Here is a 16,641-nt window from a genome sequence, read left to right as displayed (position 1 = left end):
AACATCGATGCGTTTGTCGAGAAACGCTTAAACGGGGCCACGTACAGTGTGTGGAATTGCAGGGGCTGTCTCATTAGACCGCTCGCCTATTCGGAACTTGTCATCGGTCCTGGGCGTGATGGGAAAGCTTATCGCACACCGTGGTCCCGACGGCCAAGGCTATTGGCAAGCCCCTGGTGATGTCTGTGGTCTTGCGCATCGCCGCCTCTCGATTATCGACCTTTCAACCTCTGGGCATCAGCCCATGAGAGGGCAGAACGGTTCGATGCTGACCTTCAATGGAGAGATCTACAATTACCTTGAACTGGCCGACGAACTGCAGGCGAATTGGCGCTTCCAGTCGAAATCAGATTCGGAGACCATCCTTGCGGCCTACGACCGTTGGGGATTTGACTGTCTCGATCACCTCCGGGGGATGTTTTCCTTTGCCCTGTGGGATGGAGATCGGCTATTCGCGGCACGAGACCGCTTTGGTATTAAGCCATTCTACTATGCTGTCGTAGACGATGTTTTCTATTTTGCATCAGAGATTAAGGCTCTGCTTCCAATATTGCCCGATATCGAGACCGATCCTGATGCACTAGGAGAATATATTACATTCCAATACACTATTGGCGATAAGACTCTGTTCAAGCATGTCCATGCTTTGCTCCCCGGTCACGCTATTGTTGTGGAAAGAGGAGGTATTCGCGTTCGGCGTTATTGGGATGTGCATTATGATATAGATTTCGATCACACGCCTCGGTGGTTCGCAAGCCGAATGCAAGAAATTCTACATGATTCCATCGCTGTCCACCTTCGCTCTGATGTTCCGGTTGGGGCCTATATGTCCGGAGGTATTGACTCCAGTCTGATCGCTGCTCTCGCCTCGCGGGAGAGATCTTTCGGAAAAGTTGGATTTCACGGAAAATTTACAGAATTTCCTGGATACGACGAAAGTCCTTATGCGGAGATTGCGGCGGGCCGAGCCGCCATCGACCTGCAACAGGTAACCATTACTCCAGAGGATTTCCGTAGTTCCATAGAGAAAGTAATCTATCACCTGGATCATCCAGTTGCGGGTCCAGGCTCGTTTCCGCAATATATGGTATCGAAGCTTGCCGCTGAACATGTGAAAGTTGTGCTGGGCGGGCAGGGCGGTGACGAGATCTTCGGCGGATATGCCCGATATCTCATCGCTTACTTCGAGCAGGCTATCAATTCTGCGATCGACGGCACTCATAGGAACGGGAACTTCGTCGTAACTCCCGAGTCGATCATTCCTCATCTGACGTCTTTGCAGGAGTACAAGCCCCTCATCCGGCAGTTTTTCTCGAAGGGGCTTTTTGGCCCACTCGACGAAAGGTATTTCCGCCTCATCGATCGATCCACTGATATGGAAGCTGAGGTGGATTGGAACCTCATTAACAAGGATGAGGTATTCGCGAACTTTCAAACGATCTTCAATTCGGAACGGAATGTCCGCAAAGAGGCATACTTCGATTCCATGACCCATTTTGACTTCAAGTGCTTGTTGCCGGCCCTGTTGCAGGTCGAGGACCGGATGTCTATGGCGCATGGACTGGAGTCCCGCGTCCCCCTCCTGGATCATTCAATTGTCGAGTTTGCCGCCACGGTTCCTGCTGATGTGAAGTTCAAGGGCGGCCAAATGAAGCATTTTCTCAAAACAGTGTTTGATGCAGATCTGCCCCCGGAGTTGCTTCAGCGTCGGGACAAGATGGGCTTTCCGGTTCCCCTCAAGGAGTGGTTCTCGGGGCAATTGCACGATTTCGTGCAGGATATCTTTGAAACGCAGAAGAGTCGCTCCCGACCATACTTCAACACGGATGCGATCCTCGGCAATTTCGATAAGGGCGAGCGTTTCTCGCGGAAAACCTGGGGACTTCTCAGTCTCGAATTGTGGCATCAGATCTTCCATGATCGTGCCGCCGAGTATAAGCGCTTGGTCAACGAAACTTCTCCGCAGTTGGTTGCGGTACTCTAATTTCAGGGGCACGAAATGAAGGTTTTTGTAACTGGAGGTTCCGGCCAAGTTGGCTCGACTGTCGTGGACATGCTCCTTGCTCGCGGCGATGAAGTTCTCGCTATCGACAACTTCGCGACAGGCCGACGTGACAACCTCTCCGCACATCCGCACCTGACGCTGGTCGAAGATTCGATCGTTAATGGTTCACTGGTCGACCGCCTCTTCAGCGAATTCAAGCCGCAAGTCGTCGTCCATACGGCTGCCTCCTACAAGGATCCAGAGGATTGGGAGACCGATGCTCTCGTGAATGCCGTGGGAACCGCCAATATCGCGAAGGCATGCAAGGTTCATAAGGTCGACCGACTCATCTACTTCCAGACGGCGCTGTGCTACGGCACGAAGCCGATCCAGCAGCCGATCGGCCTCGATCACCCGATTAATCCGGTAAATTCGAGCTATGCCATCTCGAAGACGGCCGGCGAGCACTACGTCCAGTTCTCTGGCGTCGACTGGGTGACATTCCGTCTCGCCAACGTCATCGGCCCTAGGAACGTGTCCGGCCCGCTTCCGATTTTCTATGGACGCCTATCCAAAGGCCAGAAGTGCTTCATCACGCCGGCCCGGCGTGACTTCTGCTATGCGGGCGACTTGGCAAAGGTGGTCGTGCAGGCTGCACAGGGCAAAGGTCACGGCACCTATCACTTCTCGTCCGGCAAGGACGTCGCGATTAAGGAGCTCTACGACTCTGTCGTCAAAGCGATGAAGCTCAACGATTATCCGGAGCCGGAAGTGAAGCCGCTTGGTCCGGATGATGCTCCCTCCATTCTCCTTGATCCGTCCAGAACCTTTGCGGATTTCGGCGCCGTTGAATTCACGCCGCTTGATGAGATTGCGCGTCTCTCCGTGGAGCGGTGGAAGAATGAGGGGGTCGTGGGCGGTTATACTCATCTCAAGGAAGCACGTGCCGAGATCCGGAGCTGAGATGTGAGCATGCGAATCCTGATCACCGGGGGCGCCGGCTGTCTCGGCTCGAACCTGACCGAGCGATATCTGGAGGCAGGCCATGCGGCCTGCATCCTCGATAATTTCGCGACGGGACAGCGCGGCTCCTTGCCCGAGACGCACCCACAGATGACGATCGTCGAAGGCTCGGTCTACGACCGTGCCCTGGTCGACAGGGTCTTTGCTGATTTTGCGCCTACCCACGTCATCCACTCGGCGGCGGCCTACAAGGATCCCGATAACTGGATCGAGGACGCGCGAACGAATGTTGAGGGAACGATTCACATTGCTGAGGCCGCTCGCAAGGCCGGAGTAAAGCGCTTCGTCAACTATCACACCGCGCTCGGATACGGCCGGCCCGACACTGTGCCGATTCCGGTGTCCGCTCCAGCACGGCCATTTACAAGCTACGGGATCTCCAAGCAGGCTGGCGAAAATTACCTCGCCATTTCGGGCCTACCCTATGTGTCCCTGCGCCTTGCCAACGTCACAGGCCCGCGTCTCGCGATCGGGCCTATTCCGACGTTCTACACGCGTTTGAAGGCAGGTAAGGCATGCTTCTGCTCACGAACCGTCCGCGATTTCATCGATATGGACGATTTCTTCTCGATTATGGACCTGGTGATGGAGGATGGCGCTCCGACCGGCATCTACAACGTCTCGACGGGATCCGGGCACACGATCAAGGAGATCTTCGATATCGTCGTCGATCACCTCGGCATCACCCTTTCCGAGCCCGTTCCGGAAGTCGAGCCGGGAGACGACGATGTGCCCGCAGTTGTCTTGGATCCATCCGAGACCATTCGCTCCTTCAAATGGAAACCGCAGTACACATTCGAACATACCATTCGAAGAATGCTGGACTGGTATGATCGTCATGGCGTTACCGCCATCTACAGCCATCTGAAGGCGCCTGCCCCGGGGCGCTGACATTGTACGGAACTAGAAGATGACCGAGAGCTTTGAAGGCAAGAACGTCCTGGTCGTGGGTGGGGCAGGTTTCGTTGGGTCAAACCTTGTCCGCCTCATTCTAAAGCAGGAACCGCGGAAGCTGACGATCGTCGACAATTTTCTGTCTGCAGATCCGGTGAACGTCCCCCAGCATCCGGTGGTTAAACTCGTTTCAGGTCCGATCACGAATGATCGCATTCTGCGCGATCTCGATGACGACCTCGACTACGCGTACCATCTCGCATGCTATCACGGAAACCAGTCATCGATTCATGATCCGCTTGCGGACCATGAGAACAACAACATCACGAGCCTCAAGCTTTTCGAGCGTCTTAAGGACGTCAAATCACTGAAGAAGGTCGTCTACGCGGCGGCGGGCTGTGCCGTCGCGGCGAAGACGTTCGACGGAGCTCAGGCTACAAAGGAAGATGCGCCTGTCTCCCTGTTTCATGACAGCCCGTACTCGATCTCGAAACTCGTGGGCGAGATGTATGGCAACTACTACTTCATGCGCCATGGCATGCCGTTCGTGAAAGCTCGTTTCCAGAACGTCTACGGACCGGGCGAAATCCTGGGTGCGGGGCGCTGGCGCGGAACGCCCGCCACGGTATGGCGGAACGTGACGCCGACCTTCGTTTGGAAGGCCCTCCACGGGGAGGCGCTGCCGGTGGAAAATGGCGGCATCGCGAGCCGAGACTTCATCTTCGTGGAAGACATGGCACGCGGATTGATGGCGTGCGGCCTGCGGGGCGAAGCGGGCGAGATCTACAATCTCGGCTCAGGCGTCGAGACGACGATCCTCGAGCTGGCAGAACGCGTCAACCAGTTGAGCGCCAATGATACAGCGATCGCAATGACGCCGGCCCGCGATTGGGATCGTTCCGGCCAACGCTTCGGAGATCCGTCAAAGGCACGGGAAAAGCTCGGCTTCGAGGCACAGGTGCCCCATCTTGAGGGGCTGCGCCGCACGGTGGAATGGGTGCGCGAGTTTCGGCCGTACATCCTGCGCTGCATGATGCAGCACGTTCATTTCTTGCCCGAGCTGCGTCGATATGAATCGACCGCGCGCTGATTGGGCGTTCAAAGGATAGACCATGTACAATTTATCGCATCAGGTATTGGATCCTTTCAGGAGTATATTCTCAAACAGGTATCTGCTGCTCAATACGGTCGCGACGGATATCCGGCAGAAATATGCCGGTTCTGTATTGGGCCGGGCGTGGTTTTTCATTAATCCGCTGATCTTTCTTGGCCTCTATGCGCTGGTTTATATTTACATCTACAAGTTGAATTTCGACGGCATTAGCCTCCGGCAGTATATTCTCTATATATTTTGCGGTGTTTTCACCTTGCAGATGTTTGCGGAGGGATTGTCTTCAGGTGCGACGTCTCTACTGCAGAACAAGGCGCTCATTTCAAATTCGGTCTTTCCGGCCGAGCTGATCGTTGTCCGTTCGATCGCCGCCAGTCAGGTTCCGGGATTCGTAAGCATGATCATTGCGATCGTCCTGTCGGTCGCCATCGGTCAGGCCAGTCCTGCTATCTTCATCGTACCTTTCGTTCTGATCATGATGGTCTTTTTTCTGTTGGGCATCGGAATGCTGCTAGCGGCGTTCTCGTTGATCATGAGAGACATTCCGGAAATCCTGAAATTCGTGAACATGGTCCTGCTGATCGTCAGCCCGATCGCTTTTTTCATCAAGGACGTCCCGGACTTGCTCAAGGCCGTGATCTACTTTAATCCGCTCGCTTATTTCATGGCGCCCGTCCAGAGCGCCCTCGTCTTTTCGCAGGTCCCGAAGGCAAGCTCGCTCATAATCATGGCGGTTGCCTGCCTGGGCTGTTTCTGTCTCGGGCACCTGTTCATGGTGCGCGTCAAGAACATCTTGAGTGACTATGCGACATAAGTGAGTATGTCATGAATATCAGCGATAGTTACAGCAAGGCCGATATTGGGATTTCTCTTCCCGAGAACGCAATTGAGGCGAGCGCGCTGACGAAAGTATATCGGCTTTACGATAAGCCCGTGCACCAGTTCTTGGATGCCATGGGGATGCGCTGGGCTGTGCCGAAGTCGGCCCAACCCAAGGAGTTCCATGCGCTTGCCGACGTCGATCTGGTGGTCCCGAAAGGCGCGCGCCTCGGTCTCATGGGTCGCAACGGCGCCGGGAAGACGACGCTTCTGAAGCTGCTGACCGGGAATTTCCTCCCCACCTCCGGTCATTTGAGCGTCAATGGCAAGGTGATTGCCCTCATCGAGATCGGTGCCGGATTCCATCCGGAGTTCTCCGGGCTGGAGAATATCCGGTCCTCTCTCTCCTTCAATGGTCTTCCGCGGGAGGACTTCGAGGCTGCGGTCGAAGACGTAATCGACTTCTGCGAGCTCGGCCCCTTCCTCGGCCAGCCGCTGAAGACCTATTCGCTCGGCATGAAATCGCGGCTCTACTTTGCGTGTGCTACGGCCGTGAAGCCGGACATCCTCATCATCGACGAGGTTCTCGGCGCAGGCGACACCTATTTCGGCATCAAGTCGGCGGAGCGGATGAAGAAGCTCACCGGGTCGGGTTGCACACTGATCCTCGTGTCGCATTCGACCGCGCAACTGATGCAGTTCTGCGAAACCGCCGTCTGGTTGGAGCAGGGGCGCGTTGTCAGCCAGGGGAAGACCCTCGAGGTCGTCAAGCTTTACGACGAGTTCATCCGTGAACTTGACGATACCCGCCTGACACGGGCGTCCGGGAGCGTCCTAGCGGAGAACAATGAGTGGCTGCGCAGCCAAATCATCAGCAGGGTGCTCACCAACAGGGCGGAGGCGACGGAAACAATACCGGGGAACAAGCCGGATGCCTCTCCATCAACTGGCCCTTCGCCCAAGCAGCGCGAGGAGGAGACGCCGGAACGGCTGGCTCTTCTGGGAGAGGAGGAAGCGCCTGAATTCGTATCGGAGGGCGGCGTGTCCCGTTGGCCGGGCGCGCCCGGGCCGAAAGTTGGGCAGGTCAGCCTATCGAGCCAGTTCGGACCCACTTCGCAGCTGATCACCGGCGACACCATGACCCTGCAGTTGCAGGTCAACTGCGCCGAAGCGGGCCACTATCGGTGTCGTTACTCCGTGATGATCTACACGCAAGATCTTCGCACCGTCTGCCGCTTTCATAGCCCGGTTCACGTGATCGAGGTGGGAGATGACCCAGTGCGATACGATGTCGATCTCATTCTCGATCGGCTGCAGTTAAGCAACGGCGAGTACATCGTGACCGTGGGAATTTTCGACGATCATGACCTCGATCGACTCCAATTCAGCACGCGGTACGACAATCTCAGCCTCAGCTTCCGATTCCGCGTGGTCGACACGATCCGGTCTGAACAGGCGATCTTCCATCATCCGTGCACATGGCGGGTACAGGCGCAGAAGGGAATCGAAGCCATGGACGCGGAAGTTCAGACGGGAACGCCTTAAATACAGGTTGAAAAGAAACAGCATATCGTTTTAATGCCGGGCAACGTATGCCAACGCGGAGTGCTCGATGCGAGTGCTGATCCTTCATGATCTACCGAGCCCGGCGATCCTGCGACGCGCGCTGGCCAACCAGACACTCTTCTATCCAAAGTATCGTCCCGATGCCGAAGTGACGCTGCATGGTGTCGGCGATCCTTTGAGTGACGACATCGTCAACGGGGAATACGACGCGATCTTCCTGGATGTTTCCTTCCTGTGCTGGCGGTGGACGCGGTCCCATATCACGTTCAAGGATTTTATCGAGAAATACAGCTGGGTGGCTGCTTCCCCAGCGCCCAAGCTGGCGTTTCCGCAAGATGACTACGATCATCATCAGGTGCTCGATGAGTGGCTCTCCGACTGGAACGTGGATGCCGTCTTCACACCGCTCGCCTCGCATGGGGACGTTCTCTTTCCCAAGATGGCCGCCAAGGCCCTGATCGAGCCCTTTCAGACGGGTTTTGTCGATGATGCGGACATTCGGCAGAGCGAGAGATTCAATACCCCGCTTGCGCAGCGCAGCATGGATGTCGTTTATCGGGCGCGTTTGCTACCCGCCAAGTTCGGCCGTCTCGGCCGCCTCAAGTCCGCGGTGGCCGAGGACTTCGCCCCTAGGCTCCTGGAGGCCGGCTTCAAGATCGACATCTCAACCGACCCGGTGAAAACGATCTTCGGCGATCGATGGCTCGAGTTTCTCGGTTCGTCGAAATTCGTGCTCGGAAGCCCGAGCGGGTCCAGCGTACTGGACCCGGTCGGCGAGATCGGTCAGCGGATCGACCGGTACATTGCGGACCACCCCCAGGCCGATTTCGACGAGGTCTACTGTGCCTGCGTGCCGGATGGCGCCGCCCTCCACTGGATGGCTGCGATCTCGCCGCGGGTCATGGAGGCGGGACTGACCCGCACTTGCCAAGTGCTCGTACGCGGCGAGTATGGTCCCATGGAGGCCGATAAGCACTACATCCCGATCGAGGCAGACTTCTCGAATCTGGACGAGGTCATGGAGCGCATGCGCGATATCGCGGAGGCGCAACGCATCGCCGACCGATGCTACGACCTGGTGACGACGAGCAAGGACCTCCATTATCGGCACATGGCCGATAGGGTGGATGAAGTCATCAACCGCTTGCGCATCGCTCAGGGCAAGCCGTTGATTCAGAGGGACCCCGACGTCGATCGCGAACTGCTCATGGAGCGTCAGCTCGCCGCAAGGCTCAGGGACAAGCATCGCGCCCTTGCGGGCATGGCCGAACAGCTGGGGGCCGTCACGGGAGGTCCGATCTCGATTGCCCGCTTTTCCGAGCTGACTTATGTGATCGATGACCGTTGGCAGCGGCTGTACAAGGCTTTCGATGAGGCGAGCACTCGTTACCAGACCTTGTCGTCGCAAGCCGATTCAATCATCCGCGAGGGCGAGAGCTTGAGGCAGGCCTACCAGATGCTCGAGCAGAAGTATTCCGTGCTTTCTGCGGAATATGAGGCGCTTTATACGCGCCCGCGAGCGTTGCTCGCTCGTCTGTTTCGCCTTGCAAAAGGTCTGCTGCTGAAGCGGATCACCGGAACGGCCTAGCTTGTCTTCGCCGAAGAACAGGACACCGCCGCGCCAAAGTGGCCACGGATCCATTTGGCGTTGCGGGTCCCGAAGTTGCGACCCGATCAAGGATAGCCTAAGCCGGCGCGGGTTGCGCGGTCGCGGTTCAAGGGTAGAACCGCTCATTTGCGTGGTTCGAGGCCTTCCGAGAGCACCCTTGTCCCTGGGCCGAAGGCACCGGGGTGGGTGACCGGGTTCTACGGGTATTCCTGATGAAACTGCTCGTCATCCACGATCTTCCTCCAGCGGCCAAGCTGCGCCGGCAGACGATCAACCAGTCGTTCTTCTATCCCAAATACCGTCCGGATACCGAAACGATATTGCATTCGGTCGGCGAGCCGATCGGCGCGAGCCTGATCGATGCCGAGTACGATGCGATCTTTCTGGATCCGACGTTGCTGGCATGGCGGTGGGCAAGGCCGCGTTCGGCTCTGGCCAAGATGAAGGAAGCCTACGCTTGGGTTGCGCAGCACCCTGCGCCCAAGATTGCCTTCCCGCAGGACGACTACGATCATCAGGCCGTCCTGGACGAATGGCTCGCTTCCTGGGGTATCGATATCGTATGCACCCCACTGGCGAATTTTGAGGCCGTGCTCTACCCAAAGACGCGTACCAAGGCTCTCATACAACCTTTCCTGACGGGCTTCATTGACGACATCGATCTGGGGATCGGGGCGCGGTTCGGCTCGAACCTTGCGGAGCGCACCATCGATGTCGTTTACCGGGCCCGCCCGCTCCCGGCAAATTTCGGGCGCCTGGGGCAGCTCAAGACCCTCGTCGCGGATAGGACCGGTGCCAAATTCCGAGAGGCTGGCTTCCGCACGGACTTGTCCACCGATCCGTCCGCGACCATCTTCGGCGGCCAGTGGCTCGAGTTTCTTGGGTCGTCGAAGTTCGTGCTCGGAAGCCCGAGCGGCTCGAGCGTTCTCGATGCGACAGGAGAGATCGGCGATTGTGTCGGCCAGTTCGTGGCTACACATCCTCAGGCTTCGTTCGATGAGGTCTATGCCCACTGCATCCCGGAGGATGCGGCACGCCATTGGATGGCGGCGATATCGCCGCGATGCCTCGAGGCGGCTCTGACCCGGACATGCCAGGTTCTGGTTCGCGGGGAATATGGTCCTCTTGTGCCCGACCGGCATTACATTGCCATCGAGCCTGATTTCTCGAACCTGGATGAGGTCGTGGCGCGCATGAAGGATATCGGCGAGGCTCAGCGCATCGCCGACAACTGCTATGCTTTGGTGACCACGGACACCTCTCTTCATTACCGCCATGCGGCCGACTTGGTCGATCGTGCCCTGGAAACGATCGGACGGGGCGCGGGGCTGGCGGGTCCGTCCGGCAGAGCCAATCTAAGCGTTGAACACGTGGTGGAGCAGCAGATCTGGTCCCGCTTGAGCGAAAAGCAGGCCCTCATCCGTGGTGCGACCGAAGCACTGGCCGGCGTGGCCGATGCGCCCATCGACGTATCCCGATTCTCGGAGGCGATCGAAGTTCTCGGAGACCGATGGGAGCGTCTAAATCGGGGATACCAAGAGACTTCTTCCGAATATCGCGCCTATAAGGTAGTCGCGTCAAAGCATATCGAGGATCTGGAAAAAGATCTCAATGAGTTGAAAGATAACTATGTTTCCTTGAGTGCGAAATATGAAGTTTTGTATACCCGCCCTGTGGCCCTGGTTTCGCGACTGCGGGAGATTCTCAAAGGGGAGTTGCTGCGACGTCTTAAACGATCGCCGTAAGCTTGCTTCTTAGGAGGGTTAATTTTATGAACTTTGAGCGAATGTATTCATGACCATGACCCAACTATTAGACCGAAAAACGTTGATCGAAGGCCTGGAGGCGCTTGGCCTGGTACCGGGTGACACGGTGCTCGTTCGCGCGGCCGTCAAAGCCATGGGGCCGACGGAGGGCAGGGCAGCCGATCTGCTGATCGAGGCGCTGCTGGAACTGCTCGGCCCGGAAGGCACAGTTCTCGGCCTGGCCTTCACGCCGGCCTGTCCGTCCTGGCGCCGGAATCCCGACCATGTCTGGACACCGGCGACCCCAAGTGCGACCGGAGGGCTCGCCGCCGCAATGGCCGGCTGGCCCAGGGCCGTCCGCAGCCTGCACCCGACCAATGGCTTCGTGGCGATCGGTCGCCATGCACAGGACATCCTTGCGGATCATGATCACACCAAGCCTTGCTTCCATCCCATGAACAAGCTTCTGGAGCGTAACGGCAAGATGATCCTGGTCGGATGCGTTGAGTCGAGCCCGGGCTTCAGCACGGTCCACCTCGCCCAAGAGCACCTCGGCCTCTCTACCCAGACGATCCGGCCCGGCCTCTTCGGAACCTATTTCGAGCATGACGGCAAAGTCGAGTGGTTCGCCCGCCTTGACGAGCCGGGCTGCAGCATGGGTTTTTCCAAGTTCTACGCCGACTATGTCAGAGAAGGACTCCTGCGGACCGCAATGATCGGCAAGGCCTATTCCATCGGTATCGATGCCAAGGCGGCCTACACCGTGGAGCGCGCGAAGCTCGAAAAGGATGTCACCGCAGCCCTGTGCGACCGACCGGAATGCTTCGGATGCCGCGGAATCTGGAACTACAACAAGCAGGACTGGCCCGCTTACTGGGCGAAGGAGGGAGCGCGCAAGGTGAAGAACCGTTTCCGTGCTCTCCGAACTGGCTGAAGAACATCTAACGCGAAGATTCGAGGGCCGCTTCTGGCGGTGAACTTCCAAATGTCTTTTCAAGAGCAACGTCCGATTACAGAGGCTGCCCGCAGCCATGTTCGAGAGACGGTCCGTCTATGGCTGGGTGTGCACAAGGATGACGCCGCGCACGTCCCAGAGATGCCGGACAATCTCGCACGCCTCTTCTTGCGTTGCGAGGAGTGGGAGATCGGGTCCAGAGACCAGTGGGGCAATTTCGAACATGGGCTGGCGGACAATACGCGCCGGCGCACGTTATGGATTCCGGAAGTTGACGAATGGATGGACAGCATCCGCGGTGCGTTGCCATCCACAGTGCAGACTGAACCGCTCTGGCCGCACGGGCACAAGTTCGCCTTGTGCCTGTCGCATGATGTGGACGCGATCAGCACTCAGTACTCCGCCTTGCAGCTCCATAGGCTGAAAAGGCGAGAACTGCTGGGAAAGCCGGCGCTTGCGGGCGCCGACCGTTCTTTCCTGACCGCCTTCGAGGCCGAAAGCACACGGCTAGAGAGCCTGCGCCCGTCGGAGCGCCCCTCCTCGGCGGTGGAATCCATGGATCGATCGATCCAGGTTGAGAAGGATTTCGGAATCAAGGGGTCCTACTTCTTCCCAATCTGGCCACCCAAAGTGGACAGTCCCTACGACTGCCTCTACACCGCCGATGACCGCTACACTTATCTGGGGCGTGTCATGACCGCGCGGGACATTATGCTGGAGCTCGCTGAAGAAGGCTTCGATGTCGGCCTGCATGGCGGCTACCACACGGCGTTGAGCCTGGAGAACTTCCTGCACGAAAAGCACCTGATCGAGGACGAGACCGGCTTGAGCATTACGACGACGCGCCAGCATTGGCTGCATTGGGATGCTCGCGTGACGCCCCGCATTCAGCTTCAGGCCGGAATTACCGCCGATTCCACTCTCGGCTACAACCGGAATATCGGCTTCCGGGCAGGAACATCGAAGCCCTATTTCTTTTACGATGTCGCAGCCGACGAACAGCTGGATCTCGTCGAGCTTCCGATGGTCCTCATGGACGGATCGGTCTTCTCGACGATGGCGCTCGAGCTCGATTTGCCGCGGGCCAAACAGATCGCGTTCGATCTGATCGATCGCATAATCGAGACGGGTGGCTGCGCGTCGCTTCTCTTTCATCCGGAAAATCTTGCAAATCCGGTAACATACAGTCTCTACCGGGAATGCACGGCGTACTGCATGGAGAAGGGAGCGTGGGGTGCCTCGCTCAAGCAGATCGAGAATTGGTGGCGGGACCGGACGGCGAAGCTGAATGCAAAATCCCTCAGCGCCTAACACCTTTCCGGGGTGCCCTGCCGGACCATGCGTGCCACGCCGAATGAGAAAATAATGTCAGCATCTCCACTCGCGGATAAGAAGCCCGCCGTTTGCTTCGTTTCGTTCTCGCCGATCGCGGATGACGCACGCGTGCGTCGGCACGGCGATGTGCTGCATGAGGAGGGATGGAGCGTCGTCGCGGTCGGACTGCCGGGGGCGAAGTCCCATTCGCCGGCCTGGACCGTGATCGACCGCGTCGCGGAAGCGGCATCGGGTGCAGAGGAAATCGATCTGGCGGGGACCCAGATCCCCGAAGCCATCAGCGAGGATGTGGTCGAGGTTCCAGCGCCACACGCCCCCGTGCGCCAGCATCTCGCAAAGCGGATCGCAAAGTTTGCGTACTGGCGGTCGCGGTGGGTTGTCGGCCGTGTGGTCGGCCCTCCCGTGCGCAAGGCGCGCTCTACCGCAGGCGCCTTCAAAGGCGCCGTCAAGGGATCGGTCGCACCTGGAACCACGACCGGACGACTTGCGCGGGCTGCGATGCGCCGGGCTATGACGGCGGCCGACCACCTGCAGATGTCATCCCTGCGCGCGGCGGGTGCGAGCAGAATCCTCCCGAATGTGCGGACCTGGCGCGAGTTCATCCCTTACATAAGGCTACTCAGGGCCCATGTTGACCGGGAGCATGCCCTGAAGATTTACTGGTCGTGGCCAAGCATGCAGGAGATGTACGAGAAGGCCCGTCAGGTCGATGCAGACCTTTGGGTTGCGAACGATTGGTCGACGCTGCCGATCATCGCCCGCATCGTCGAGGAGAAGGGTGGTACTTATTTCTACGATAGTCACGAGTTCGCTACCGAGGAGTACCCGAACAACCCGCATTGGGTCGCCTTCACGAAGCCGATCGCGAAGGCAGTGGAAGAGAAATATATCCGTGGTTCGAAGAGGCGGTTCTCCGTATCGCCCGGAATCGCAAAGGCACTCAACGAACTCTATGCCCTGAATCCTCCCTGCGAGGTTCTCAGGAACATGCCCTTACGGCAAGATCCGACGTTCCGCCCCACCGGCGACGTCATACGGGTGCTCTATCACGGTATCCTGTCTCCGGAACGGGGACTGGAGGCCGCAATAGAGAGCATACCGTTTTGGAGGCCTGAGTTCCATCTCACGATCCGTGGTCCGGGCAGTCCCGCCTACGTGGCGTCGCTCCGCAAGTTGATCCGCAGGATGGGGGTGAACGATCGGGTGAGGATTGCTCCGCCCGTGCCCATGGTGGAGCTTGTCAGGGCCGCCAAGGAGTTCGATGTGGGCTTCTTCGCACTCCCGGACAATTCCCCACACAACAAGTTCGCTCTTCCCAACAAGTTCTTCGAGTACATCAATTCCGGTCTCGCACTCTGCGTAACGAGCTGTCCGGACATGGCCGAACTCGTCGATCGCTATAAGTTGGGCGTCCTCATGCCGACGACTGGACCGCAGGACATCGCGGCGGTCGTGAATGCCCTCGATCGAGATACGATCGACTCCTACAAGCGGAATTCGATCGCGGCCTCTGAAGAGCTGTGCTGGCAGGCCGAGCGCACAAAGCTGGTGCGCGCCTGTAACGAAACCCTGAAACTGGTCGGATAGTCCCAATGTGCGGAATCTGGTTTTCGATCGGCGGTTCGCCTGATCCCAAATTCATTGACGTGGTTGCCCACCGTGGCCCGGACGGGCGCGGCTGGAAAGTCTTCGAGAGTCCGGCTGGACCGGTCGCCCTGGGGCATCGGCGTCTATCGATCATCGACGTTTCGGATGCCGGGCTGCAGCCGATGGCCGATGCTACGGGCCGATATCACCTGATCTTCAACGGCGAGATCTACAACTACGTCGAGATCAAAGCGGAACTCGAAACCAAGGGTGTTCGCTTCCAGAGCCATTCCGACAGCGAAGTTCTGCTTCAGGCGTACATCCAGTGGGGCGAAGAGTGTCTGAACCGCTTCCTGGGGATGTTCGCTTTCGCGATCTGGGATGCCCGCGACAAGGTCCTGTTTGCCGCACGTGACCGGTTCGGCATCAAGCCGCTTTATTTCCACAATGGCCGCGATATCGCGGGCTTTGGTTCCGAGATCAAGCAGGTGCTTGAGCTTCCGGGCCTGGAGCGTCGCCTGAACTTGGCGCGGACGTACGACTACCTCTACTCCGGTCTGACCGATCACGCGTCGGATACGATGTTTCTCGGGGTCGACCACATCCGGCCCGGCGAGTGCCTCACGCTCGATCTGCAGACCTGGCGGCCTGGTCAGACGTTGCCGATCCGGCGCTGGTACAGGCTGCCTGAATCCGGTTCGCTCAGGATGTCCGAGAGCGAGGCGGCCCAGCGCTTCCGTGAGCTGTTCGAGTCCGCGGTTCAGATCCACCTGCGCTCGGACGTGAAAATCGGCTCCTGTCTGTCGGGAGGTCTCGACAGCTCGGCGATCGTTGCGCAGATCGATCGTGAACTTGCCGGAACGGATGTCCGCCTCAACACGGTAAGCGCCTGTTTCGACGATCGGGCGGTGGATGAGCGGCCTTTCATAGATACGGTCGTTCGCGCCACGAATGCGATCTCGCACAAGACGTTCCCTAATTATGCGGATGTGCTCGACGCGGCCACGAAGATCACCTGGCACCAGGACGAGCCTTATGGTTCGAGCAGCATCTTCGCGCAATGGTGCGTTTTCCAGGAGGCGCACACGCAGGGTATCAAGGTGATGCTTGACGGCCAGGGGGCCGACGAGATCCTGGGAGGCTATCACGGCAGCTTCTTCTACCATTTCCGGGGGCTGGCGCGCGAAGGTCGTTACGGCGAACTGCTCCGGGGGATGATCGAGAGAAGGATCTACAACGGGGTTGGATTCGCAGACCAGATCAAGCTGCTCGATTGGCCACGCAACGCAGCGCGTCTGCTCCGGGCGCGTGCGAAGCCCGCCAGCGCTCCACCGACTATCGACTGGCTCGGTTCTGGTGTCTGGGGATCTGAACTGCGCCGAGTCAGCCCCTTCGACGCACTCGTGGCACGCGAGGGACTGCCTCAGGTAAACTCGATCGGCGCGCTCTGTCTGGCCAGCATGACGTCCAATCTTCCGATGCTTCTACGTTGGGAGGACCGGAATTCCATGGCCCATTCGATCGAGGCGAGGGTGCCGTTCCTCGATCATCGCCTCGTCGAGTTCTGCATCGGTATCGGTGATCAGCATAAGATCAAAGGCGGGGAAACCAAACGCGTCATGCGCAGGGCTCTTGGAGACGTTCTGCCACCACAGATCGCCAAGCGACGCGACAAGATCGGCTTTGCCGCTCCCGAGCAGAACTGGTACCGCGGACCTCTCCGCGAAGCCATGCTCGCAGGTGTCGAGGAGACATTGTCCCGTTTCGGTCCGCTCTTCGACGCTGCTGAAACACGCCGTCTGGCACGTGAAATGCTTGACGGCACGCGTCCCGTTGACTTCACGATCTGGCGCATCGTCAATCTTGGGATCTGGGGCAAGACGTTCGGATTGGCCGCCTGACGTCTCGAGAAGGCGATCCGGGAGCTCGGAGCGGCTCCCGGAAAGTCGAGCTTGTCGGCGCATGAGGGATCATCGAACAGAACCCGGGAGGGCGCGCGTCTGTTGAATCCGG

At 58.4% G+C, this 16,641-nt stretch carries 12 protein-coding genes; all 12 read left to right on the top strand.

All coding sequences use genetic code 11. The annotated features are described in order from the left end of the window. The first annotated feature begins 46 nt into the window (after nt 1–46). Nucleotides 47–1,984 (top strand): asparagine synthase (glutamine-hydrolyzing), encoded by a 1,938-nt coding sequence (gene asnB, locus AC522E_RS13455; RefSeq protein WP_500746768.1) that lies wholly within the window; start codon nt 47–49, stop codon nt 1,982–1,984. 15 nt (nt 1,985–1,999) lie between these two features. Continuing rightward, the gene (locus AC522E_RS13450) at nt 2,000–2,947 is read left to right on the top strand and encodes an NAD-dependent epimerase/dehydratase family protein (RefSeq protein WP_500746767.1); all 948 of its coding nucleotides are present in this window, start codon (nt 2,000–2,002) and stop codon (nt 2,945–2,947) included. Between the two features lie 9 nt (nt 2,948–2,956). Further along, complete coding sequence (locus AC522E_RS13445; RefSeq protein ID WP_500746766.1) at nt 2,957–3,898, top strand: NAD-dependent epimerase/dehydratase family protein; 942 nt, start codon at nt 2,957–2,959, stop codon at nt 3,896–3,898. A gap of 19 nt (nt 3,899–3,917) precedes the next feature. Beyond that, nucleotides 3,918–4,991: an NAD-dependent epimerase/dehydratase family protein gene (locus AC522E_RS13440; protein WP_500746765.1), complete on the top strand. Its 1,074-nt coding sequence runs from the start codon at nt 3,918–3,920 to the stop codon at nt 4,989–4,991. 22 nt (nt 4,992–5,013) lie between these two features. Beyond that, a complete protein-coding gene (locus tag AC522E_RS13435) occupies nt 5,014–5,826 on the top strand; it encodes an ABC transporter permease (protein ID WP_500746764.1) in 813 nt (270 codons plus the stop codon). Nucleotides 5,827–5,837: 11 nt separating this feature from the next. Next, nucleotides 5,838–7,376 carry an ABC transporter ATP-binding protein gene (locus tag AC522E_RS13430; RefSeq protein WP_500746763.1) on the top strand — a complete coding sequence of 513 codons (1,539 nt, stop codon included), beginning with the start codon at nt 5,838–5,840 and terminating at the stop codon, nt 7,374–7,376. 67 nt (nt 7,377–7,443) lie between these two features. After that, nucleotides 7,444–8,985: a hypothetical protein gene (locus tag AC522E_RS13425; protein WP_500746762.1), complete on the top strand. Its 1,542-nt coding sequence runs from the start codon at nt 7,444–7,446 to the stop codon at nt 8,983–8,985. A gap of 233 nt (nt 8,986–9,218) precedes the next feature. Then, nucleotides 9,219–10,751, top strand: coding sequence for a hypothetical protein (locus AC522E_RS13420; protein WP_500746761.1), 1,533 nt, complete (start codon nt 9,219–9,221; stop codon nt 10,749–10,751). A gap of 49 nt (nt 10,752–10,800) precedes the next feature. After that, nucleotides 10,801–11,685 carry an AAC(3) family N-acetyltransferase gene (locus AC522E_RS13415; protein WP_500746760.1) on the top strand — a complete coding sequence of 295 codons (885 nt, stop codon included), beginning with the start codon at nt 10,801–10,803 and terminating at the stop codon, nt 11,683–11,685. A gap of 51 nt (nt 11,686–11,736) precedes the next feature. After that, nucleotides 11,737–13,017 carry a polysaccharide deacetylase family protein gene (locus AC522E_RS13410; protein WP_500746759.1) on the top strand — a complete coding sequence of 427 codons (1,281 nt, stop codon included), beginning with the start codon at nt 11,737–11,739 and terminating at the stop codon, nt 13,015–13,017. 54 nt (nt 13,018–13,071) lie between these two features. Further along, the gene (locus AC522E_RS13405) at nt 13,072–14,628 is read left to right on the top strand and encodes a glycosyltransferase (RefSeq protein ID WP_500746758.1); all 1,557 of its coding nucleotides are present in this window, start codon (nt 13,072–13,074) and stop codon (nt 14,626–14,628) included. A gap of 5 nt (nt 14,629–14,633) precedes the next feature. Then, entirely contained in the window at nt 14,634–16,529 is a 1,896-nt protein-coding gene (gene asnB, locus AC522E_RS13400; protein ID WP_500746757.1) for an asparagine synthase (glutamine-hydrolyzing), read from the top strand. Nucleotides 16,530–16,641 lie beyond the last annotated feature (112 nt).

The sequence above is a fragment of the Microvirga sp. BF8 genome, from assembly GCF_059888585.1.
This window is presented reverse-complemented; position numbering and strand designations above follow the sequence as displayed.